At 41.0% G+C, this 23,938-nt stretch carries 21 protein-coding genes and 1 pseudogene; 4 read left to right on the forward strand and 18 right to left on the reverse strand.

Annotation, left to right across the window (positions count from 1 at the left end; genetic code table 11):
• From WN50_RS10400 to WN50_RS10410, 3 genes are all read right to left on the reverse strand, one after another.
• Nucleotides 1–1,916 (reverse strand): sensor histidine kinase (locus WN50_RS10400; RefSeq protein ID WP_046279886.1); only part of this gene is annotated, 1,916 nt, incomplete at its 3' end.
• 655 nt (nucleotides 1,917–2,571) lie between these two features.
• Nucleotides 2,572–3,012 carry a hypothetical protein gene (locus tag WN50_RS10405; RefSeq protein ID WP_046279885.1) on the reverse strand — a complete coding sequence of 147 codons (441 nt, stop codon included), beginning with the start codon at nucleotides 3,010–3,012 and terminating at the stop codon, nucleotides 2,572–2,574.
• Between the two features lie 205 nt (nucleotides 3,013–3,217).
• Nucleotides 3,218–5,044, reverse strand: coding sequence for a vWA domain-containing protein (locus tag WN50_RS10410; protein WP_046279884.1), 1,827 nt, complete (start codon nucleotides 5,042–5,044; stop codon nucleotides 3,218–3,220).
• Between the two features lie 80 nt (nucleotides 5,045–5,124).
• Between WN50_RS10410 and WN50_RS10415 the strand changes: the two genes are divergently transcribed.
• Entirely contained in the window at nucleotides 5,125–6,558 is a 1,434-nt protein-coding gene (locus tag WN50_RS10415; protein WP_049559023.1) for a calcium-binding protein, read from the forward strand.
• Between the two features lie 250 nt (nucleotides 6,559–6,808).
• Here the strand turns inward: WN50_RS10415 and WN50_RS10420 are convergent, their stop codons facing one another.
• The gene (locus WN50_RS10420) at nucleotides 6,809–7,981 is read right to left on the reverse strand and encodes a glycosyltransferase (RefSeq protein WP_046278862.1); all 1,173 of its coding nucleotides are present in this window, start codon (nucleotides 7,979–7,981) and stop codon (nucleotides 6,809–6,811) included.
• 20 nt (nucleotides 7,982–8,001) lie between these two features.
• A pseudogene (locus tag WN50_RS36030) lies at nucleotides 8,002–8,145 on the reverse strand (glycosyltransferase family 2 protein); the annotation flags it as partial.
• Between the two features lie 83 nt (nucleotides 8,146–8,228).
• Here WN50_RS36030 and WN50_RS10425 point away from each other — a divergent pair.
• A complete protein-coding gene (locus tag WN50_RS10425; RefSeq protein WP_046278861.1) occupies nucleotides 8,229–9,122 on the forward strand; it encodes a hypothetical protein in 894 nt (297 codons plus the stop codon).
• 3 nt (nucleotides 9,123–9,125) lie between these two features.
• Here WN50_RS10425 and WN50_RS10430 read toward each other — a convergent pair whose 3' ends face one another.
• Together WN50_RS10430 and WN50_RS10435 are read right to left on the reverse strand one after the other, a co-directional pair.
• The gene (locus WN50_RS10430; RefSeq protein WP_046278860.1) at nucleotides 9,126–10,352 is read right to left on the reverse strand and encodes a glycosyltransferase; all 1,227 of its coding nucleotides are present in this window, start codon (nucleotides 10,350–10,352) and stop codon (nucleotides 9,126–9,128) included.
• Between the two features lie 18 nt (nucleotides 10,353–10,370).
• Nucleotides 10,371–10,580, reverse strand: coding sequence for a hypothetical protein (locus WN50_RS10435; protein WP_046278859.1), 210 nt, complete (start codon nucleotides 10,578–10,580; stop codon nucleotides 10,371–10,373).
• A gap of 106 nt (nucleotides 10,581–10,686) precedes the next feature.
• Here WN50_RS10435 and WN50_RS10440 point away from each other — a divergent pair, with 106 nt between their 5' ends.
• Nucleotides 10,687–10,908: a GUN4 domain-containing protein gene (locus WN50_RS10440; RefSeq protein ID WP_049559028.1), complete on the forward strand. Its 222-nt coding sequence runs from the start codon at nucleotides 10,687–10,689 to the stop codon at nucleotides 10,906–10,908.
• Between the two features lie 75 nt (nucleotides 10,909–10,983).
• Here the strand turns inward: WN50_RS10440 and WN50_RS10445 are convergent, their stop codons facing one another.
• The 6 genes from WN50_RS10445 to WN50_RS10470 all read right to left on the reverse strand — a co-directional run bounded on the left by WN50_RS10445 (nucleotide 10,984) and on the right by WN50_RS10470 (nucleotide 18,653).
• On the reverse strand, nucleotides 10,984–12,384 hold the full coding sequence (locus WN50_RS10445) for an IctB family putative bicarbonate transporter (protein WP_046278858.1): 1,401 nt from the start codon (nucleotides 12,382–12,384) through the stop codon (nucleotides 10,984–10,986).
• Nucleotides 12,385–12,483: 99 nt separating this feature from the next.
• Nucleotides 12,484–12,852: a type II toxin-antitoxin system PemK/MazF family toxin gene (locus WN50_RS10450; protein ID WP_200906249.1), complete on the reverse strand. Its 369-nt coding sequence runs from the start codon at nucleotides 12,850–12,852 to the stop codon at nucleotides 12,484–12,486.
• Nucleotides 12,807–13,328 carry a hypothetical protein gene (locus tag WN50_RS35270; protein WP_200906250.1) on the reverse strand — a complete coding sequence of 174 codons (522 nt, stop codon included), beginning with the start codon at nucleotides 13,326–13,328 and terminating at the stop codon, nucleotides 12,807–12,809. Before WN50_RS35270 ends, WN50_RS10450 begins: the two co-directional genes overlap by 46 nt.
• Nucleotides 13,329–13,341: 13 nt before the next feature.
• Nucleotides 13,342–13,797, reverse strand: a complete 456-nt coding sequence (locus tag WN50_RS10460; RefSeq protein WP_046278856.1) for a DUF7689 domain-containing protein — start codon at nucleotides 13,795–13,797, stop codon at nucleotides 13,342–13,344.
• A 6-nt stretch (nucleotides 13,798–13,803) separates the two neighbouring features.
• Nucleotides 13,804–14,490, reverse strand: a complete 687-nt coding sequence (locus WN50_RS36035; protein WP_235440907.1) for a hypothetical protein — start codon at nucleotides 14,488–14,490, stop codon at nucleotides 13,804–13,806.
• Between the two features lie 296 nt (nucleotides 14,491–14,786).
• A complete protein-coding gene (locus WN50_RS10470; RefSeq protein WP_049559031.1) occupies nucleotides 14,787–18,653 on the reverse strand; it encodes a tetratricopeptide repeat protein in 3,867 nt (1,288 codons plus the stop codon).
• 119 nt (nucleotides 18,654–18,772) lie between these two features.
• Between WN50_RS10470 and WN50_RS10475 the strand changes: the two genes are divergently transcribed.
• Nucleotides 18,773–20,359 carry a glycosyltransferase family 39 protein gene (locus tag WN50_RS10475; RefSeq protein WP_046278029.1) on the forward strand — a complete coding sequence of 529 codons (1,587 nt, stop codon included), beginning with the start codon at nucleotides 18,773–18,775 and terminating at the stop codon, nucleotides 20,357–20,359.
• Nucleotides 20,360–20,405: 46 nt separating this feature from the next.
• Here WN50_RS10475 and folP read toward each other — a convergent pair whose 3' ends face one another.
• The 5 genes from folP to WN50_RS37475 form a co-directional block, all read right to left on the reverse strand.
• Nucleotides 20,406–21,260 carry a dihydropteroate synthase gene (gene folP / locus WN50_RS10480; protein WP_152964767.1) on the reverse strand — a complete coding sequence of 285 codons (855 nt, stop codon included), beginning with the start codon at nucleotides 21,258–21,260 and terminating at the stop codon, nucleotides 20,406–20,408.
• 81 nt (nucleotides 21,261–21,341) lie between these two features.
• Nucleotides 21,342–22,067 carry a triose-phosphate isomerase gene (gene tpiA / locus WN50_RS10485; protein ID WP_072075563.1) on the reverse strand — a complete coding sequence of 242 codons (726 nt, stop codon included), beginning with the start codon at nucleotides 22,065–22,067 and terminating at the stop codon, nucleotides 21,342–21,344.
• 96 nt (nucleotides 22,068–22,163) lie between these two features.
• Nucleotides 22,164–22,349, reverse strand: a complete 186-nt coding sequence (locus WN50_RS10490) for a PCP reductase family protein (RefSeq protein ID WP_046278027.1) — start codon at nucleotides 22,347–22,349, stop codon at nucleotides 22,164–22,166.
• A 70-nt stretch (nucleotides 22,350–22,419) separates the two neighbouring features.
• Nucleotides 22,420–23,319, reverse strand: a complete 900-nt coding sequence (locus WN50_RS10495; RefSeq protein ID WP_046278026.1) for an alpha/beta fold hydrolase — start codon at nucleotides 23,317–23,319, stop codon at nucleotides 22,420–22,422.
• A gap of 111 nt (nucleotides 23,320–23,430) precedes the next feature.
• Entirely contained in the window at nucleotides 23,431–23,658 is a 228-nt protein-coding gene (locus WN50_RS37475; protein WP_072075564.1) for a zinc ribbon domain-containing protein, read from the reverse strand.
• Between the last annotated feature and the right edge of the window lie 280 nt (nucleotides 23,659–23,938).

Raw genomic sequence — 23,938 nt, forward strand, 5'->3', positions numbered from 1 at the left:
GGGGAGGGTTGCGCCTTTGAGGTGGGGTGAGAGGGCTGCCAGTCTCGGGTATCCAATCCCCAATCTTTGCGTTGTGGAGGACTCGGGGGTAACAACAGGGTAAATTGACTGCCTTGATCTTGTTTAGAAATAAAGCTAACATCGCCACCATGTAAGTGAGCCAAGCGTTGGGTGAGAACCAGTCCCAGTCCAGTTCCTTCAAACTTGCGGGTTAGGGGACTTTCAAGCTGTTGAAACTTTTGAAAAATCAAATGCTGTTTATCTTCAGGAATGCCAATTCCCTTGTCCCACACGGTAAAGCCGATCCAGTTTTCCCAGTGACTGACTTGTAGTCCAATTTGACTGTCATCGGGTGTGAATTTGAGGGCGTTTGACAGTAGATTAACTAACATCTGACGCAACCGCAATTCGTCAGCGACAATCATTTCTAAACCGGGTTCAATTTCTAAAATAAACCGTTGCTGGGGTTGAGGTTTGTCTGGAGAAACTGGATCGCTAGACTGATCCGATCCAGAGGATTTTGAGTTGTGATCTAAATGTGCATGATGTTGTAAAGTGATCTCAAAAGCTCGTTCACAAACGCCTCGAATCTGCACAGGTTCAGGAATCAGTTCAAGCTGACCTGTTTCCATGCGGGTCAAGTCTAAAATATCATTAACCACCATCATCAAATGACGGCCGCTCTGATGAATCAGTTTAGCATAACGGGCTTGACGGTCATTGAGTGAACCCAGGGCTTGATCTTTGAGTAGGCTAGATAACCCTAAAACTGCGGTGAGTGGTGTTTTGAGTTCGTGGCTAATACAGGCGAGAAACTCATCTTTGAGTCGGTTGAGTTGAACTAAGTCGGCATTTTTAGCGGCGAGTTCTTGAGCAACATGATGTTGTTCTGTGATATCTTGGGCTAAAATTATCCACAACTGAGATTGATCTTCTGAGGAAAGATTAACCGCCCAATTTCCCCGCAAGGGTTGACGGACAAACTGCCAAACTCGTTCTTGTCGGTTCGGGAGAGAACAAACACAAACATAAGTATTGCTAGAAGTTTCAACTTTAGACCAGTCGGGTAAAAAATTCAAATTCTCAGGAACTGTGGTATCTGTTTGCGAGGATGGCGAAGATGTCGCCTCTGGCCTGTAAGCCTGTGAGTTAGAATATATCCATCCCGCAGAGGAAACTTTGTTGTTTGCAGTTCCAGAAAATTCGGCACTAGATTGAGGAACAGATTCAGTTTCACATAAATATTGAGAGTCGATGCCAAATTGAGAACACCATGCCTGATTTTGGGCTACTGTTTCTCCTTGGTTTCGTTGAATCATCAACGGAATGGGTAATTGTTCGATCAGTTGCAATAATGATGAGATTGCTTTTTCGGAGGAATTATTCTCTGGGATATTGGCTGATTTGCCTTGAAGTAGCTGAGGATTACTGGCTAAAAATTGTAGCAGTTTCAGGCTATCGAGTAATCCTAAAAACTGGTTGTTGGGATTGACTAAAACCAGAGACTGTGGGTTAGAATTTAGAGATAGATCAGACGAGCGATCGCTTGAAACAGTCTGCGAGTCAGTATTTGTTTGTTGCAGGTGTAGCCAAAACTCTGACCAATCGAGATGAGCAGGAACGGCTATTAACGGTTCGATCAGGGTTGTTTCGAGTTGTTGGATAGATTGTTGAGCGCCAAGCGCCAAATGACTCCCTTCGCTGAGTGCGATCAAATCAGATTGAGGAAATACATAAGCCATCAAACGACACAAATATACGACTCCTACAGGCTGATCGGTTGTCGGATTAATCACAACAATGCGATCGCAATTTTCCAGGCAGAATATTGACCAAACCTGACTCAAAGTAGCGGTTTGAAGACAAACGGGGACTGCCCGGATGAAGCTTTGGAGGTGAGTTGGGCAAGAATACATAGAAAATTCTACTGCTAGAGCCAATTGCGACTGAATTCAAGGTATGGTAGTAGTAGGCTTTTGAGTTTAACCTGTCGATACGAACAAACCTCTGACAACTGGTGTCAGTCTCGCAGCTCCCTACAGGGGAACCTCTGGGTTTCTCAGTTTCCCACCTCTGAAAATAACTTGGCTGTTTTGTTCATGCAATGGGGTCAAAATTAGCCCTTAAAGCTGTTCGATGAACGAATGGCAGTACAGCACAGCTTACACCTCCTATGACTCCAGGGGGAATTCTTAGAAGTGCGTTTCAAGATCTTTCTCTATCATGTTCGATCAACCTGTAGAAGAACATCACCTTAATAATAAAAAAATAACAATTAAGAATTTAAAAAGTATATCTGCACAACTTGTTGGCAGCCTTCTGAGAAATTACGAGTGATTGTACCCCATACAGGAGTTGAGCCGAATCCCCTGATCCCCTTGGGTTCGTCCGTTGTTGTTGTCTTAGAATTAAGAAGTTGCCAGCCTAGACTTCTCTAAAGAGTGTCAGTATGGGATGTTCACTCGTTCGAGAAAATTTGACTGAGGACTACGCCTGCTTGCCGAATGCTTTACTGTGTTGATTGCTAGACAAAAGTTGTTTGGGAATTTTGATCGCCAAGAAACTCATTGATCAGCTCTTTTTAGCCAAGATAGGATTTAGCGATCGCACTAATGCGACTTTCCCATACCTGGGGTCAATCTCTACTCCCGATATCTCTAAAGTGTGATTGAACTGATAATCACTATCCCCGATAGTATAACAGATCTTCTCACCTGGCTTGAGACGAAGGCACTGATTGAAAACAGCTTGTCGATGGGCTGTGGGAAGAAAGACTTCTTCGCCAATTTCCAGTGAGGAGGTATTATGAAAAGACAGTTGTCCTTCGTTGGTCAGAATACCTGCTGGTGTTAAGAACTGTTCGCACCAGTGAACGGCCAGAAACCATTTAGCCTCTGACAAACGATTGTAAATTCGTTCAGGGTTAGGGTGCTGTAAAACTTTGTATCCTCCCTCAACGGCGATTACGGTACCCCCTAAGAATCCAAATATTGTTCCGAAGGTTTCTTTCATAATCCTACTCCTACTTTCAATCGGTTATCATCTTATTTTAGATTCTGTTAAGATTTGCTTTTGTCACCTGTTTACAGTTTTGTATTTCAAAGTTTGCTATTTAGACGCACTTGGTCGATTCGGTTTGGCTAATTTTTTAGGTTTAATCGGGGTTAGTTTTTTTGATAAAACAGCCTCAATTAACGGATATCTATACCCTCAAAAACTATTGCAACAAACGACGAATTTTGCCATAAGCAGCATAGGATTTTCCATCGGAAGATTCTCGGACTTCATCGACGACATACAACACCCCTTCAGCGCGAATATTTCGAGGAAAACGAATATTAAAATCGGGATTATACCCATCAGAAACGACTCGCGCCCTCAATTTACTGCCTTCTTTAACACATTGAACTAATATCCCATTTCCCACCTCATCGACGGTTTCTAAGTCTTCATAGCTACCCGTTGCTTTTGCGGCTTGTAGAGATTTTGAACGGGTTTGAGTTGGATTTAATTCGGTCTGAGTGGCTGTTCCTAAACGTCGAATATCCCCTTTTACCCGATAAAAATCCCCCTGGGGAGAAAGGATAATTTCATCAACAACATAAGTGACTCCTTCTTGACGAATATTGCGGGGAAACTGTACATTAAAATCTGGATTATATCCTTCTGAAATTACCCGCACTCGCAATTTTCCGCCCTCGCGAAAACATTTCAATAAAATCCCATCTCCGGCTTCTTCAACTCCGGCTAAACTTGACGCATTTCCTGATGTAATTCCCCGTAATTTTAAGTCGCTGCGACTGCGGTTGCGGGTTTGATAAGACTGATCGCGCATTTCTTTGCGAGTCGCCGCATCCAGGCTGTGATTTTCTATGCGTTGGGCGTAATAGTTTAATTGTTCGATTTCTTCGGCAAGTTCAAAGATTTCATCTAAAAGTTTACTCCTAATATCTTCAACGGCTGAACGCAATTTTTCGGCGGCTTGTTTATACTGACCTTGATCGGCTAAAGCGATGGCTTCATCTTTGAGACGGGCGATTCTCAGTTGACTGGTTTGTTCAAAAACGGTAGAATTAACTTGGGATTGACTGGCTTGTTCTTCCGAACCAATGGTAACAGAAATGGGGAATTGTTCCGATTGAGATTGAATGCTGTCTTCGACCAGGGTTTGATAATCGTAGGTTACGGTTACAAGCTTTATTTCTCCAGGGTTTGCTTGGGCTGGAATTGATAATTGTAGGGCGAGTTGTTTGGCTTCGACTTGATAGACATCACCCAAAAATAACTCTAGCTGTTCCCCTTGACGTATCGAACGATAATTGTTGAGAACTTCGGTAATTTGAACTCCGGTTTCCGGCTGTAATTTTACCGTTAAATTTTGGGCGACAACTGCGGTTAAACTCTCTAATTCAATCCTAAAAACTTGGGCAACATCATCGGGAGATTGAATAAAATAAAAGTTTCCGCCGGCCGCATCGGCTATACTAATTAGCAGGTCTTCATTAAAATAGCTTCCAAACCCTAATGTTGTAGTAATAATTCCGGTTTCGGCTTGATTTTGGGCGGTTTTGGTGAGAACTTTCGGGTCAGTAATTCCCATGTTCGCCTGTCCGTCAGTTAGCAATAATACCCGGTTGAGTCGGTCGGAAGTTTGCCGAGATTTTACACAATCACATCCCATTAACCAACCCCCGCTTAAGTTGGTACAACCTCCGGCGCGAATGCGACCAATTTGTTTACAAATAGCGGCTTTATCTTCAACAGTTTGCGGAGGTAATATGGTTTCCGGTTGATCATCATAAATGACCACAGAAACGATATCATCAGCAGTGAGAGATTCGACCAATTGTTGAGCGGCTTTGATCGCATAACGCAAAGATTGACCCGCCATCGAACCGGAACGATCGATCACCAAACTAAGGTTTAATGGACGACGGGGAGAAGTTTCCGCTTGGGTTTGGGCGTTGAAATTGAGAATCAGATCGACTGTAGCGGGAGTATTCGTCGCAATGAGCGGGTAAGAAAGGGAGTAATTCGCTTGCATTGCCAAAGTAGGGGTAAGTTACTGTTGTGATCTTAGTTTAGAGTAGTTTGGACACCACTGCTATGTGTGAGGCACGTTAAATGGTTCGTAATCAAGATGAATTTAACAAAATTTTAGATTTGAGCAATGTCGCTACAGTCACGTTAAATGCCAGTAGAGGGGAAGTTGATATTCGCAGGTCAAGACAGGATGAGGACGAAGAAGCAGCCGCACCCATCGAACCGACTCCCCCTCCGATTATAGAACCAACGCCGCCAACACAGGGGCCGACTCCGACACCAGTACCCACGCTTCCGCCTATTCCTATACCCACACCGACACCAACCCCAACGCCCACACCAACGCCAACACCCACACCCACGCCAACACCCACACCCACGCCAACACCCACACCCACACCGACAACTTCACCCACACCCACGCCAACACCAACACCCACGCCTGACCCCACACCCACGCCAACACCCACACCCACGCCGTTACCACCAGAAACGGGGTTAGAAGGAGATGACGGAAATAACCTTTTGGTGGGAACCGACAACCGAGATTTAATTACCGGACGGGGTGGAAATGACACCATTTCGGGTTTACAAGCGGATGACTCCCTCAATGGAAATGAGGGAAATGACATTATTTATGGCGGACGTAATAATGACACGTTACTCGGGGAAAGTGGCGATGACTTCTTACAGGGGAATATTAACGATGACTACCTAGACGGGGGAACCGGAAATGATACGTTGTACGGGGGGGTGAATGTGGATACTCTCCTCGGTGGTATCGGGAATGACTTGCTGTTTGGGGATAAAGGCGATGATAGTCTCGATGGCGGCGATCGCAATGATACTCTGTTTGGGGGTGAGGATAATGATACTCTGACGGGTGATGCGGGTGATGATATTCTCATCGGAAACGCCGGGAGTGATCTGCTGTATGGCGGGGCGGATGAAGATGTTCTCTATGGGGGTTTAGATCAAGATAGTCTGTTTGGGGGAGATGGTAAAGATTTCCTCCGAGGCGACAAACAAGATGATTTTCTCGATGGCGGTACTGGGGCTGACTTGCTGTATGGGGGTCGGGCGGATGATACTGTAATTGGCGGAATAGGTAATGATTATGTTAGTGGAGATAAGGGTAATGATCTGTTAATTGGGGTTGATGTTGAGTCTGATATTCCCGGACTCATTGAGATTGATACGCTTTACGGAGGAGATGGTTTTGATACGTTTGTTTTGGGTGATGAAGCTCAGGTTTATTATGATAATCAAACAGAGGAAGATTTTTCGGGTGTGGATGATTATGCGTTGATTCTTGATTTTGATTCGACTCAAGATATTATTCAGTTGAGTGCTTCGGGTGACTATTTGTTTAATGAATCTCCCGAAGGGTTTCCAGAGGGAACGGCGATCTTTTTACGAACCTCTGGAGCGAATGAATTAATCGCCATTTTACAAGGGGTTACTGACTTTGAAATTGGAGAGGATTTAGATAATAGTCCGATTCGTTTTATTTAGTTAAATCAAGAGGGGTGGGTTTATATAAGTTGTTTGTAGGAAATATGGATTTGTTAAGAACCCGCCCCTACATGACTGGTCACTGATAACTGTAAACTGTAAACTGTAATGAACCCGCCCCTACACCCAGGGCTGTTTCATGTTTAAAAATTATAGCTTCCCAGAGGGCTATAAATTTTTAAAAAAGAATTCCGCTTCTACTTATGATTTTTTGACTGATATTTACCTGTTTTATGCTCGTTTTTTAGGCTTAGTTATTGGATTTTGCCGAGTGAGAGAGTTGTAAGTCGTTGTCTACAAACTCACAAATCTCTTTCATAAAATGTTCGGTCGAAAATATTTTCTGACGGTCTTCTAAAGCGGTTCGGAGTTGTTGCTGTTTTTCGGAATTGTTCAAAACCAACAGTATTTTTTCGACGGCTTCTTCTACGCTATCAAAAAATAAATCCTGATTGTCTTGTCCGACAATTTCTATTTGTCCCCCAACACTTCTGACAAAGGGAATAGCACCGGCTTTCACCATTTCTGCAATAGATATGCCAAAGGGTTCTTTTTTGTAGTGTATTCCATAGCGACATTTAGCCAAAATACTAACATAGTCTTTGTAGGGAAGGTTTTGATAGAGTGTTACCCAATCGGCATTTTCTGCGACCATTTTTTTGAGAAAGCGTAAATATTTTAAGCCGTAGAAGCCGCCACCTCCTCCCGTTAGATAAAGTTTAACATCATAGCCTTTTTCTCGGATTTTCTTGAGAATTTGAATCGCTTTGTGAGGTTGTTTGGCTTCAGTTAATCTACCGCTACAAATAAAAGCATTTTCTTTGTTTTCCCAGGAAATTTTTTGAACGTCTAAAACAACGGGAGGATAAATCACCGTTGATTCAATACCATATTCTGTTAAAATTGCATCGGCTACTACATAGGAATTCGCAATTGAATGATTGCTTTTCATTCTCTCATCTGAAAAGTCAGAAATCTTTTTATAAAACGACTCATCTTTGTCAAAGACATCAATCCAGTGAATATATTGAATTCCGCTTTTCCCTAAATCGGCTGCATTATAGCCAGATAACACTAAATCATAGTTTTGAGTTTGGGCTTTAAATTGACGAATAAAATAATGATTTATCAGCTTTTTAATACTTGGATTATTGGCAATCAAAAAGTCTAAACTGCTTTGGATAAACTTCGGTAACATCGATTTGATTCTCACAGTTTCCGATGAAAGCTGAGTTCCATAAGCAGAATTTAACCGTTGAAAATCAAGCTCAAATAAAGTAAAAAGTGTAACCTTGTATTTTTTCTTTAAAGCCTCTAATATCCACAGCCCAACACTTTCAGCGCCCCCGCCTTCAAAACTGGGATAAAATACGGCAATTGAGGGTAAAGAAGTAACATTTTCGGGTTTGTGGCTGCTCGTCATTATGATCTATTCCTCATTTTTTAATCGACTTCTGTGACTCGCCAACTCAACTTTAGGTTAACCCAAAAATTCCAAAACGTCACTAGGGCGATCGCAATAAGTTTAGCGAGGTATTCATTAATCCCCAAAGCGCGAGCCAGTATATTAACAATTATTTCATCTAAGAGTTAAATCGTTAAACAGATGATACAATCTGATAGAAGGAGATGATATATAATGTAGCTAGTAGCAACTCTACCCAATAATAATGATGTCTTTAGCTCAACAAAACTTTTGCTTTTGTACTTATACTTCGGGGCAAACCTATCGAACTCTGACTAAATTACTCGTTCAAGACCTGAAACAATATGCTCCTGAAATTCCCTTTATTATTTTTACAGATAAACCCAGTCACTTTAGCGATGATAATAATGTAATGGCTTTTGAACATCATCGCCAGGGAATTTCATTTCATAATGAGCGAAGATATGCAATTGCAAAAGCAATATCGCTGTATAATTCTTGTATGTATATTGATGCTGACGTTAGAATCTGCGCTCCTGTTCCTCCAGAGATTCAGTCCAAGTGGCTTCCGGGATTAACGGCTAGAAGCTGTGGAAGTTTGCTCAAACTCATGCAGGAACGTTTAAGCAAAAGCAATCCTCCCAATCCCTCTGTTGTTAAACAGATGAAGCTGATTGAAAAAATTGCGCGGAAATTAGACATCGATCTAACAGAGACAAATATTCCATTTATCAATGAATTTCTCTTTGTATTGACGAGAGATTCAGGAAAAGAAATTGAGTTTTTAAATCTCTGGGAAAAACTCGCTTATTACACAGAGCTGAATGGATGGGATAATGCTCCTACAATTCCAATGGGGTTTGCAGCTGTTCAAGTCGGAATGCCTGTAATCTATGATGAAATGGAAGGTCTGGACTTTTTTGATGATCGGATAGAATCAGTCAGAATTGCCAAAGGACAATCAGCACCAGAGAGCAAACAAGAATATTTTGAAGCTCAAAGGAGCATAGAAAAAGACAATCGAACTCTAACTCAAAAAGCGGTTGATAAAGTCAAGAAAAATATGGATTATAGTTCTCGTTATTTGCGCTTAAAGGTGAGAACCCTAATCAGTGACTTTGATTTTTACAAAAATTGAAACCTACCGCTCAACGTCTGTGACTCGCCAACTCAACTTTAGGTTAACCCAAAAATTCCAAAACGTCACGATCGCGATCGCAATAAGTTTAGCGAGATATTCATTAATCCCCAAACCGCGAGACAGGATATTAACAATTATCGCATTTAACACCAACCCCGTTAAACAAATGAGATTAAACTTTAAAAACCGTTTCAATCCCTGTGTCCAACTGCGTTGTTGATGGGTCAAATCCGCAAACGTCCATCGGTCATTCCAGAGAAAATTGTTAACAATTGCAATCTCACCGGATAGAATAACACTTAGAGTCAATCCTAAACCCAGATTCCGCAGTAAATAAAACGTCGTGATATCAACAAAAACCCCACTAAAACCCACAACGCCAAACCGCAGAAAGCGTTGAATAGGCCATCGGGTTAAACGCAACCGGATCAGGTGTTGGAGATATTCGATATACTGTTTCCAGGTTACTTTACTCGCGCCTTCCGCCCGTTCTTGGAACACATACCCCACTTCGGCGATCCAACGAATCGTACCTTGGGCTAATATTTCAATTAAAATCTTATACCCAATCGGACTTAAAACTTTTTCTGCGATCGCCTCACGCCTCACCAAAAAATAACCACTCATCGGATCAGACACCCGACTCATAACCCCCGGTAAAATCACCAGTCCGAGAACCTGCGCCCCCCGTGACAGAAATCGACGCCGCAAACTCCAGTCACTCACCCCGCCATTGTCTACATGACGACTCCCTACCGCCAAATCAGCCCCTTTGTTGATTTCTGCTAAAAGATTCAACAACGTTTCTGGAGGGTGTTGCAAATCGGCATCAATTACCCCTAAAATATCCCCATCAGCAACTTGCCAACCGCGAATCACGGCTGTTGAGAGTCCCCGTTCCTGTAGACGACGCATCACCCGCAACTGAGGATAATCTAAACAGAGATCATGGGCAGTTTTCCACGTTAAGTCGGGGCTATCATCATCAACAATAATCAGTTCATACTCACCCCGTAGAACTTGATCCAGCGTTTGACTCAACTGAGTGATCATCTGCTGAATATTCTCGCTTTCGCAATAGGTAGGGATGACTAAAGACAGTCGAGTATTGCGATCGCTGTGGGTGTGTCTCATCGGTTGTCCCGGAATATTCAATAAACCAATGGGTTCAGGGACAATAAAATCAGATTGATAATGACTCGGAAGATTAGGATAGATTGGGGACATTCATTTAGAAGTCTATAATTAAAAGTCAATGAGGGTGAAGCGGCCTGTTTGAACATAGTCAAAAATTCGGTTAATCTCATTACGTTGAGCATCGGTAATTTGACTATCTGAAAGGATGACTGACATCAGCTTTAGATACTCACTGCGATCAAGCTGGCCTGATGTCAGGATGTGATCCAGCAATTGAGTCAGAGTCGGATTAGATTGATTTTGGCTTAACCAACGCATAGGCTATCATTCCCCTCTAAATCGGAGTTCGCTACAATATCGGAAGGTTGCTCACCATTGAGCCAATAATAATGAACAGAGCAATTGTAATCGAAACTTAGAAATTTTGGATGCTTCGGTACAATATCAGATTTGGGAAAGCCTGGGAAAAGGAACCGACTGGGATAGTTATTCTCGTTTAGGCGAGTGCTTAGGGTGGCGACAGGGGGGAAGTTGGATTTCTTTCTTTAAACTCACCCATAACCTACAAGCACCCCCCGGCCACCTTCCTTTTTCTCACAAATGGTTTTTTTCTGCAATGAATCGTTTACAGGCTTGTCAAATTTAAGTTGGGGAATTTAGACGTTGAAAAACCCGATTTCTCCGAGAAGTCGGATTTTTCATGCTGCATTATTTTTGCTGCTTACAACTCACTTTGGATAGCATCAGATTTCGGTAAGCGTTGATAGAAACTGGCGATCATTGCCATCATTAACCACCACAGGGTATTCACTTGAGGACGATACCAAACCGTGTCTACGCTACCATGCGCCAACATTCCAACAATAGTCGCGATCGCCGCCATTAACCACAATCCTTGAGTATTTCTCAATTCTCGCAGTCGTTGTAGTTGTAACCATCCTTGGCGCAAAGTGACGACTAATAACCACAGAAAACAAGTTAAACCAATAATTCCGGTTTCGACAGCGATTTCCAAAATCACAGAATAGGCACTCAAAGCGCTGTAGCGGGGTCTCATATAAAGCGGGTAAATTTTATTAAAAGCGTTATTACCCGGCCCTATGCCCAAAATAGGGCGCTCCTGAATCATTTCTAGAACCGCCGCCCAAACGTTCATTCGGAAGTTGTTGCTGCTGTCTTCTCGCCCTACAAAAATACTAGCAACCCGCAAGCGTAAACTTGGAACAGTCAAAACAGCTAATATTAAAATAGCGGCTAAACTGCTAATTCCAATAGGTACCGCCCATTTGCGCCAAAAGGGTGAAAAATTAATACTCAACCAATACAACAGCAATACCGATAACGTAAACATCAACACGACAAAACCGATCCAGCCCCCTCGACTAAATGTCAGCACCAAACAGGCACTATTAACAATTGTCATGGTTAAGCCTAATGCTTTCGGTAGCCAACCTTCCCAAACAAAAATTGCCGCCACACTAAACGCACAAGCAGGTAATAAATATCCCGCCAATAAGTTAGGATTTCCTAAGAAACTGAATACTCGAATGAGATCGGCTTGGGCGGAATTGGGATCAACCCAAGTGGCTGAAGCTTCCACCCCAAAAAACCACTGTCGCAACCCGTAAATGCTGACAATCAGAACAATGTGTAGATAAAACGTGATAAAAATGGATCGGATTCTCGGCGATCGCAAAATTCTCGCCATTAGGAAAAATAGGATTAAATAAAGCGTTAGCTTGATCAAACCTGTCAAAGCAGCAGCTTTCACGGGAGAAAATGCGGTTGCAGCGATCGCAATTCCCCAGTACAACAATACTATCAGATGAATCGGGGTGAATGCGGTTTCCGACGGGTCATCACACAAGGTTAGCAGCACCCAAAACCCCGCACAAGCCACCAATAAAACCCCTATTAAAGCGGTGCCGACAAATGGCGCTAAACCAAATACCAGACTGATTAAAATAGCGCCGAGAGGTTCACCCCACTGCATCAGCCAACTGCCTTGTCGCCAGTTTTGTAGACTCCCACTAATACGGTACAGAAGGCTGCCATTGCGCCACTGAGAGGGGGATAAATAAGTTAGCGTTAACTGTTGCCAGACGGAATTAAGCGTTGTCATGGGTTTGTTGTTTTCATCTTCCAGAATTCGTGCGTTTGCCTTAAACTGGATGGGTCAGCATTCAGTATAGGAAGGAAAAGGCAAGCATAGCAATACCCACTATTTACCTAAACTCAGATATCGGCGCAGGATATTCTGGGTTTGTTGAAGTAATTCTTCTTCGAGTTGACCTAAATATTTGATGAGGCGTTTTTTGTCAAAAGTCATGGGTTCTATACAGACTAACAAACTATCTTTTGATAATCCATTTTCGGTCGAAGAAGAGACAACAACAATAGCGGGTGAAATTCGAGGATCGTTGGGTTGTTTTGAGGTGAAAGGTAGAACTGTTACTTTACTCCGTCTTGCGTTAATTTTACTATCAGAAACGATTAGTGCAGGACGAGTTTTTTGAATTTCCGTTCCCACAGAAGGATCGAAGGTTACAAGCCAGATACTTCCCAATCTGTAATCGCCGCTTCCTGCCATTCATCCTCCCAACCGAGTTCAAGTTCGTCAACTAATTCACAAGCGAAGGCAAACTTTTCGTCTTCGTCTTCTTCCAGCTTTTGAGCCAAAATTTCCGATTTAAGTTGAGCCAACAATCGCTCAATTCTACCAAAATTTTGATCCGTGCTTATCGTATCATACGTGAAAACAGGACTAATGAAATGATTTTTTTGTTCGGAGTCGGTAAGGAGCGTTGGGAGTAATTCAAGTAATTCTTCGGCGTCGAGTTTCTCTAGTCTATCTTGGACATATTGAAAAGTTTGGTTCAAACTCTCATTTTTCTGAATTCTAGATATCAACTCTTGTTGAACAGAGTCCCAAGTATGGGGATTTTCGCTGAGTCGATGGCAAAGTTCTTCTATTGCAGACTTTTCCGCTTGACTCAATTGAACTTCTGTGTCCTGTTGAGCTAGCCAGAAAGCAAGTAGAGTCTTTATTGCTGATTCATTCATCATAATGCTTTCTCGATTAACTAACAGGTCGTTTGAGTATCTGTACAACTGATCCGTAGTAAAAGCCGATTAATCCTTCTAATTCGTGTTCAATATCTTCTAACTCCCCTAATTTACTTGTCCATCGCCCGTTTGACAACTGTCGAGCAACATGAGTCGGTTGTCCGCCATTAGCTTGACTATCCTCTCTAGCATAGAGAGCTACTTTATCATATCCCGGTTCTAAATCAGCACTTTCACAGGGTATGTAACCAATTGTTTCATAAGCTTGAATAAAAGCTGTAATCGTTAACTCTCTGGGAATATTATCTGGCCAATATTGATCGGGGTCTGTTGGGTCCCACCATCTATCATCCTCCTCTGCACCCCAAGCAATGCAGTTATAGTCGGATGTCTCCGGGCTAGTAATTTCATACTGTTGAGGAGACAAGTTCGGACAATAGGTTGCAATCCAAGACTTTATTCTAGACACTACAGCTTACCATTCATACCCATTTTCTCTACCCCATTTTAGCCATGCTTGAGCCATTTGCTTTGTTCGTCCCCGTTGTTCTAGCTGAATCGGATTTGCACCTGTAATTGCTTTCAAGGCTTCAAACCAGTGAGTCGGTTTTTCTTCGAGTTCTCGCAGGAGAAATGGAATCACCACTGGCCCCATTTGAATAATTTTTTTATAGGCTGGATGACGTGTTTTTTCAGCAACAAAGGAGGAACCACCAACCTCGGTTTTCCACTCGTTAGCTAATGCTTCAAATTGTTCTAGGGATTGTTTTTGGCTATTTCTATATTGTTGTTTAAGCTGTACAAGAAGTTGATCAAGTTCAAGCAATCTTGTCATTGAACCCGAAGAATCATAGGTCAGGGTATCGCCTAAATTGGGTAAATTTGTTTTTGATTCAACCGCATTTGGGAGTAATTCAAGTAATTCTTCGGTGTCGAGTTTATTTAGTCTATCTTGGACATCTTGAAAAGCTTGGTTCAAACTCTCATTTTTCTTAATTGTAGAGATTAACTCTTGTTGAACAGAGTCCCAAGTATCGGGATTTTCGCTCAGTTGATGACAAAGTTCTTCGATTGCAGACTTTTCCCCTTGACTCAACTGAACTTCTGTATCCTGTTGAGCCAGCCAGAGAGCTAGTAGAGTCTTTATTGTGGATTGATTCATAGAAACTCTGCCAAAACCTGCTATCCATCCGAGTTAAGTTTAACATACTTCCAGCAAAACATCTTAATACTATACACTTCTTATTCCAAAAGGTCACGAAGCTGTTCGGCTGTTGCCCTTAAAATATTGAAGTCTTTCTCTAGCTTTTCTCTAATCCTTGAGTCAAGCTTATCCAATTTATCAGTATTAGAAATAATTAACCGTCCAGGAACCATAATTCCCGGAAAAAAATCTTCAAAACACTTAAATCCTTGCTCTAGCAAAGTTTTGGCTAAGTGAAAGTTGGATTGGGTTTATTATTTATTGTCTGCTGTAGTATTAATCTCACTCGACATATAGCTACAGAACCAGGCGAGAGAGTCATAGTCATCGCCCAGTGAAATACATACGGTTTTGATTATATGTTTATGAAATTCTTCGGCTTGACTAAACGTGTCGAATATTATATCTAATCTTTCAGGATTTCTTTTTCCAATTAACTCGATTATATTGTGACAGAGAATTGGAATCATATAGTCAGGCTTGATTTTTTTTGCTTGATTTACTGGTGTCCTATTGGAGTTGGGCAAGGTTAAGCGTAACATCATCAAAGCTTCCCCTTGATACTCTTGCGAATTGATTAATGTCATTAAAGTTGATTCAAAATTATCCGATCCGAGCTTAACACTTACTCTCGCTATATTATCTTGACAGGATTCAAATTCATTTTCTGAAGCACCTATATTAATAACCAAGGCTCGAATATAAAGCTTCAAAGCTTCGATCAGATTATTTTGGTATTCTACAGCACGTCCCCAATCTTTTAATGAGTATCTAGTCAGTTGCCAATTGTGTATATTTGTAGCTATCTCAAAAGCTTTTCTAGAATAACTTTCAGCTTCCTTGTATTTCTTTTGTTCAAAAGCTAATCTACCCAACTCATATAAAGTAGCAGCTATAGAATAATCATTTCCAGGTAAGTCTTCAAAAATTTGTAATGCTTGTTCATAAAGTTTTTGGGTTTGACTCCAGTTTTTTAGTTTTTCTAATAATCTTGCTTTCGTCAGTAGAACTTCTGCTATTTTCTGAAAATCACCAAAATCAGAATAAATACGAGAAGCTTTTTCTAAATTTTTCAATGCTTTGTCAATATCACCTTGTTGTTCGGCTAGCAAAGCTAGTTGATAATAATCAATGGCAGATCTATAAAAATTACCGTTGCTTTCCTTTAGATGACAAGCTCTATAGTAGTATCTTTCTGCTTTTTTATATTCACCTTTTAAAAAGGCTATATTCCCAATCTGATGATACATCGAAGAAACTTTATCAAAGTTGTGATTACTTAAATAAATATAAAGAGCCTGGTAATAAGATCGATTTGCCTTGTCAAAATTTCTTATTCTTTGTTCGTAACATCCTAATCTTTCATTAATTTCTGCTATTATTTGATCCGTTTGATATTTTGAAGAATCTAAAGTTTCACAAAGTAAGATATTTTTAATGTTATGTAACTTTTCTACTAATTCTATTGTCTCTGAAGTTCGTCCTATATCCTCAGCATCTTCTAGAAGAATATAAATCCAAAGATCTACAGCATCTTCTCCATGTAACTTGACCTCTGAGAACTCCCGACCAATAGTATTCATAATTTTATATTTTAAGCTTTTAGACTCAGCAAGGCGACCGCTTCGCCCATAAACTGTTATTAATATTTGAGCAATTTGTTGGACAAATTCCCAATTCTGTTCATGTATTAATATCTGTAGAGCTTTCAGAAGATTAGGTTCTTGGATCAAAACATTACTCAATGCGGATTGATAACTAGAATCAAGTTCTTCAATAAGAAGATAGTTGGCAAAATAGGCATAGAATTTAATAAGATTTTTTTCTAATTCGTTCACTTTTTCTAATGAACTAATCTTGAGCAATCGCCGACGTAAATACCAAGGTAAAGTTGGAGAAATTTTAAAGATATACTTAAAGATAGACTCATCTTTGTATTCTAGAGTTATGTACAATGACGGAGCGACTTGAATAACTTCTCGGTTGAATTTTTCTAAAATCCCAACATTAACAGCTTCTTGTAACACATTTATCCTCTCATCTTCTCCTAAAATTTCACCAAAGATAGCATTATATGTTGGTGCATATGACGAAAAACCGTGCAGTGAATTTATATCTACTCGTTTTGAGAAAAATGCCAAGAAGGGTAAATGCTGACGAGTGCGATCGCTTAATCGACTAAAGGCATAATCTAACGCAACAGTTATAGACTTATCTCGACCCTCCTCTTCTGTTCCCTCAAACAAGTCTAACCCGAGTCGTAATGCTTCTATAATCTGCATCGGATGCTGAGTTTTTAAGTGAGGTAAAACCACACGCAATGAAAACGGGTGTCCTCCTAAAAGTTGCAGTAACTCTGAGTATTCCTGGGGAAGATTCTCTAAATCAACCTCAACTCTTTGCACAATCTTTTCTGCTAACTCCTCCGTATCCCGTTGAGAAAGTTCACTTAAGACTAACGACTGATATTTATAATCTAACCAACTCTCTTCATGCCGACTGGTAATTAAAATCCAAGACATTCCTCCCTGTAAATCCTGAATAAATTGCTTCAGGTTTTCTCGTTCATCAGAAGTTAAAATCGGTTCATTTCCTTTGGGAAAACCTGCAACTAGCTCAAAGTTATCCCAAATGAGTAAGCAAGGATGAGTTCGCAAATATTCAAGTACCTTTGTCTGTTGTTCTTCTATCAATAATTGAGAAAATTGACTGCCCCATAATATCCTACCAATTTGATTGACAACCGAACTTAATCCTGAACCGTATTCAAAGGAAGTAAAGAAAATTCCCCCCGCACGTTCTTGAGTTTCAGATAACCATTGAGCAAAACCAATTGCTAGTTCTGTTTTACCAATTCCCCCTAAACCCTTGAGTAAACAAACATTATTCTTACGAAAAGCTCGTTCTAGGCGTAAAAGGTCAAAGTCTCGACCAACAAAGCCATAAGTTCCTTCCTCTGGTACATTAATTGTTTCGGCTTGCGGCTTACTACTTTCTCCCCTGACTTGAGGTGTGAATAGGGTGTAATCTTCCTGTTGGTAAAGCACGGGAACTAACCAATCTTTTAAGGGCTTATTTCCTTTTGGACTGGGACGTAAGGGCTTATTAATAAGGACATTTCGAGCCGATGTAACTGCGGAACTGAGACTAACTCCAGTAGCAAGTTGTCGATAGAGTTCCCCCATAAAATACTTAACTGCTTCAGCATAAACGGTATAAGCCATCGCCACCACGCCCTTGGCTCCAGACAAAATTAACTGTGTTGCGACTGAAGAAAATGTTTCTTCTTTTTCTTGAGCAGACTTGCACGCATTTAATACAAACAAAGGTACACCACAATTAGCTAATTTTTGAGCAATTGGGTGTGCTGAAATGTTTTGACGTGTACCGAAATCATTCTCAAAAATCAGTTCTCCTTGACCTTTATCATTGATAGTTCCATGTCCGTCAAAATGAACAATATGATAGAATCCTATGTTAGCATTTAGTTCTGACTCAAGTTGCTTGAACGTTGGGGGACGCAAAACCTTTAGGTTAACTGAGTTGCCAATGGGTTTCAATGCCTCCAAAATAGGACGTGCAACGGTACGGAAACCCACATCTTCTTTACAAGGTCGGGCAATAACCAGTAATATATTTAATTGTTTTTGAGACTGTTGTACAGGATTAGCGGTTATTGTTTGTGCTGATTTAACCTGACGATATATTCCTGCTAGACAGGGTACAAGAAATTGATGTTCTGGAGAATATAGCAATTCCCAAGGTAGATTGAGAAAAGTTGGGTTGTCTGAGACAATAACAATTTGGCACTGTTCTAGTCCTTGGCTAACAGCATTCTGAAAAAGTTCCCAGGCTTCATTACAACTACAAAATGTTAATTCAAAGAGTTTTTCACCCCAAACCTGAAACTGTTGCTCAATATTTACTGCTTCCTCTGGATAAATTCCGTAGGGATATCTGAGATAATCTTCTAGATACCAACGTAACTTTTCTAAGGTTTCAGGCTCAAATGGATAATCAAAAGGAACTGATGGTGCAACCTGTGCTGCTATTTGTCTATATTGCCAAGAGACTTGGAGAGAATTGTTACTGTGGCGAATGAATAACTTATTTTTTTTCATCTTTGCTTCCCAAAACCCCGATTAGTCCTATATGATTCTAGCTTAGTGCTATGTACGGTTTTCTCGCCTTTTGTCCTATTTACTTTAATCAATAATTCTTCTCTTAGAAACTCAACCTTATGAAAAATAAGATTTTATTGAAACATCGGTTAAGAACAATAATCTTAATTTGTCTGTTGGTTGGCATTGGTTTTCGGTTTTTCAATCTCGGTCACAAAGTTTATTGGTATGATGAAGTTCAAACGTCTTTTAGAATTTCAGGCTATACCCAAGAAGACTTTTTTCAACAAGTTTATATTGGTTGGCCTGATACGGTGGAACATTTACTCAATATTTATCAATATCCTACCCCGGAACGCAGCTTACAGGATTCTTTTCAAGCTTTAACTAAACATCCCGAACATTCTCCTCTTTATTTTCTCTCGGCTCGGTTTTGGATGCAAACATTTAGTCATTCTGTTACCACAATTAGAACTTTATCGGCTTTGATTAGTTTACTCATTTTTCCGGCTATTTATTGGCTGTGTTGGGAGTTGTTTCAGTCGGTGTCTGTGAGTTGGGTGGCGATGGCTATTGTCGCGATTTCTCCCTTTCACCTTCTCTATGCTCAAGAAGCCAGAGCTTATAGTCTTTGGGCTGTGACAATTTTACTCTCTAGTGCGGCTTTATTGCAAGCTTTACGAATGAGTCAAACTGAAAAATCTCTAAAGCCTCAGATTTTACATTGGGGAATTTATACGCTTACCGTTGCTTTAGGATTATACAGTCATTTATTCTCTATTTTTGTTTGTTTCGGACATGGCGTTTATGTTATTCTGACTTCAACCTGGCGAAAACGAAAGTTTCTTTTTTCTTATAGTCTTTCCAGTTTTATTGGCTTGTTAATGTTCACCCCTTGGCTGTTTATTTTTGTTCAAAACTTAGAATTTTTTCTCAAAAATACAGAATCTAGGCTCGTTCCCAGGCCTGATTTACCGTTATATTGGCTATTAAGTTTAAATCGTATTTTCTTCGATCTCAATCAAGGAATTAGTTGGCTAAATCCGACTTTGTATTTAACTTTGGCTTTAACGATTTACGCCCTTTATTTTTTAATCAAAACTACACCTCAAAAGGTTTGGTTATTCATTCTTGCTTTAATTGGAGTGCCAGGAATGGCTTTAATTTTGCCTGATATTCTTTTGGGGGGAAGAGGTTCAACGATTACGCGGTATGCAATGCCTTGTTATTTAGGGATTCAAGTATCAGTCGCTTATCTGTTTACTCAAAAAATGACTAATTTTATTCCTGATACTCCACACAAAAAACGGTGGAAATGGATTTTTTATACTCTTGTTTTTAGTGGAATATTATCTTGTACTGTCAGTTCTATTTATCCCGTTTGGTGGCACAAAAGTCATGCCAAAAGTCGAGATATTCCCGAGGCGGCTAAAATCATTAATCAATCAGCATCTCCGCTTGTTATTAGTGATGAAGAACCGGGCAGAATTATGTCTTTACTTCATCAACTTAACCCCAATGTTACAGTTCAATTAATGGCAGGATCTCAAGTTCCGGTACTGCCAAAATTAGAACCCTTTAGTGATGTTTTGTTATACCGTCCAACGGGAAAATTAATCGAGGGAATGGAAAAAATCTATAACGTTAAAGTTGAAAAACCCTATGAAACCAGTTGGGTGAGAAAAGTTGTATTTCCGCAAAAATAATAGGGTTAAAAACCCGGTTTCTTGGAGTTACCGGGTTTTTGAGGAACTAAACCCGATAAATTGCATCCGCCACTCGACAAACATCAACCATTTCTTTGACATCGTGAACTCGTAAAATATCCCCTGAACCCACAATAGCAGCAACGCAAGCAGCAGCAGTTCCCCAAACTCGTTTTTGGGGGTCACTTTGGTTGAGAATATGACCAATAAAACTTTTCCGAGATGGCCCAATGAGTAGGGGAAAACCTAATGATCTTAATTTCGGTAATTGTCGGAGAATTTCTAAATTTTGTTCATAAGTTTTAGCAAATCCAATCCCTGGATCGAGTATAATATTATCAGGATAAATTCTGGCATTTTTACAGGCTTGAATTCGCTCTTGGAAAAACTGCAAAATTTCCCCAATTAAATCTTGATAATCGGTTAATTGTTGCATGGTTTTCGGCGTTCCGCGAATGTGCATCAACACAATGGGAACGCCTAACTTGCCGACAACTGATAAGATTTCCGGTTCAAAAGTAGCGCCAGAAATATCATTAATTAAATCAGCCCCCGCTTCAATTGCCGCTTGTGCAACAGCCGCTCTTGTGGTATCAATAGAAAGGGGAATATTAGCCAACTCATTAGCTTGACTTCGCAGCAACTTTACAACCGGAATCACCCGGTTTAACTCTTCTTCTAGAGAAATTTGTTCAGAACCGGGACGAGTCGATTGACCGCCAATATCAATGATATCGACTCCCGCATCGACCATTTTTTTAGCTTGAATTAACGCAGTTTCTAACGTATTAAACTCTCCGCCATCACTAAAACTATCGGGTGTAACGTTCAAAACACCCATAATATAGGTTCGTTTTCCCCACTCAAATTCTTTATTTTGTAGAATTAAATTTTCTGGCATTTAAAACTTAATTGTGATAAAATGTTAATTGGGAACAGTTGCTCAACTTGACTATTCCCAATTTTAATTTGCTTTCTCTTTTTACTGATAATTGACAATGCGAGCAAAACTTTCGGGTTTCAAACTAGCTCCCCCAACCAAAGCACCATCAATCTCAGGTTGAGCCATAATTTCATCAATATTTTCAGGTTTAACAGAGCCACCATACTGAATGGAAACATCAGGATTTTTCAACTTGCTGCGAATTAAACCAATGACTCGGTTGGCTTCTTCAGCCTCGCAAGTTTCTCCCGTTCCAATTGCCCAAATCGGTTCGTAAGCAATCACCAAATTCTTCTGATCAATATCAACTAAATCTCCTTCCAACTGAGAGAAAATATGGGCTTCTGTTTCTCCAGCATCACGCTGCTGTTTGGTTTCTCCCACACATAAAATCGGTGTTAAACCATGACGTTGAGCTGCTTTGAGTCGGCGGTTAACTGTTTCGTCCGTTTCACCAAAATATTCTCGTCGTTCGCTATGGCCAACAATCGCATAACGCACCCCAATTTCCACTAACATGGGGCCGGAAATTTCACCTGTATAGGCACCGGAATCTTCCCAGTGGATATTTTGAGCGCCGAGTTTGATCCGACTGCCATGCAAACTCTTGGACATCACCCACAAGGTTGTAAACGGCACACACAGCACAGTATCGAGATCATCAGGCGTTTCATCTAACTCGGTCATAAACCCCTGCAAAAACTCTTGGGCCTCTGCCTGGGTTTTAAACATTTTCCAGTTCCCGGCAATAATCTTTTTTCTCACTGCTTAATCAATCAACTTCAGAACACAACAAAATGCCAAACTCCAGTTTAAAGCGTTAGGGGACATTTTTACAGTTTACTGGTCACTTGTGACTGTTCACTGACCAAACTCTAACCTCGCTTTTTCCACCAGTTCGACTGTTACCACATCTTGCTCGGCTTCACGAGCGAGTTGTTCAATCCGCTTACGAGCTTGCGATCGCACAAAATACGGAATATTCTTAAGTTTAGCTTTCGCTTCTGGCATCCATTGGAGATCATCTAGAAAATCATCATTGGACATCGTTAACTAGCGGTGAATAGGACAAGAGTTCGGGGTCAGTGATCAGGTCAGTCAGGTGTCAGTTTGGCGATCATGCTAAAACATTAAGCAAGTGTCGAATTAGAGCAACCATAGTGGATGGTTCTTCTAAGTGGGGAGTCAAACCAACATCTTCTAGACGTTGAAAAACTTTAATCGCCTGCGGGTTGAGATTAGCCAAGCGTTGTCCGATTTCTGGACTGGTAAACTCAGATTTTTCTCCCCAAATTATAGCAGTTGGAGTGGTAAGCTGATCGATATACAGAGATAAATCAAAACACAAATCACCCCGTACAAAAGAAAGAGCCGCGTATTCAGCATTAGGTTGTACAGAAGATTCGAGATAAGCTTCAACAATCTCGGGATAAACTCGGTTAGAACGGGCAAACTGACGTTCTTCTAAAAAGGCTCTAATTCCTGCACTATTGGCCACACCTGTGTTGTAGATAATCCGATCTAAGATGGGAGTTTTGACCAGTTGAGCAAAGAAGCTATTACGATAATTTTCGCCGAAATCAGACAAACCCGAAGGAGTCGTCAAGATTAAAGATTTAAACAGCTCAGGCCGTTCAATCGCGGCTCGAATGGTAAAAGCTGCCGTTAAGGAAGAAGCAATAACAGGGGTTGCGGAATCACAAGTTTGTTCAAGAAACTCAATAATCGTCGTGATGTAGTCCTGAATATTATAGTCTCGGGCTGGATGTTCTGAGCGTCCCCAACCGATTAAATCCGGGGCCAAAATCTGGTATTCCCCCGCAAAGGCGGGATAAACTTTTGACCATTCATAGGCCGAAGAACCCCCCCCAAAACCATGCAAAAACACCAACTTGGGTAAATCTTCGATCGCAGGGGTTTCTAAGGGCAACCAAGATAACTCAAGGGCTGTGTAGTAGACCATCCTTCCGAGTGAGGTAACGATGGAACGTTGCTCAAAGCCACGGGGCAGAAACATAAAAAACCTCTATCAATCTAGATTCACAACGAGAGCGATCGCCAAAAGCAGCTATATACAAAAAACTTTACTTCGTCAACTGCTGCGTGGACTTGTCCCCGCAGCTTGTAACTAACCAGTAGAACTGGTCGAAACATAGGGCGCATTGACTGACGCCTGCTCTACCGACTCGCTGGGAGCAGTAGAGAGAATATAGTCATCCCGAATATTCATGGATGCGTTGATATCGGCGTGAGCCTTGAATCCACAAGTTTTACAGTGAAATCGAGACTTATGCCGATTGGTGCTGTGGCGCTGCTTGCAACGGCTGCACTTCTGGGAAGTATATCGAGCATCCACTTGACATACTCCCCATTTCTAAAGAAAGGGGATTCTCCAAGCCTCACGGCTTTGGATTACTGATTCATTGACAACCCTTACAGCAAGCTAGTTTCCTAACCTACTCTTTGAGGGGTGAGTCTCCCCAGTCGTTCATCCCATTTCAGAGATAGTTTCGGTATGCCCTACCGTACTTGAGAAAAAAATGCTTTGTTCTCTGTACTTGGTGCTTTAAGGTTTTATATGGCCAAAGCATTTCTTGCAAGAACCCCATACCTTAAGTTTTCAAGGTTAATTGCAT

The organism is Limnoraphis robusta CS-951 (genome assembly GCF_000972705.2).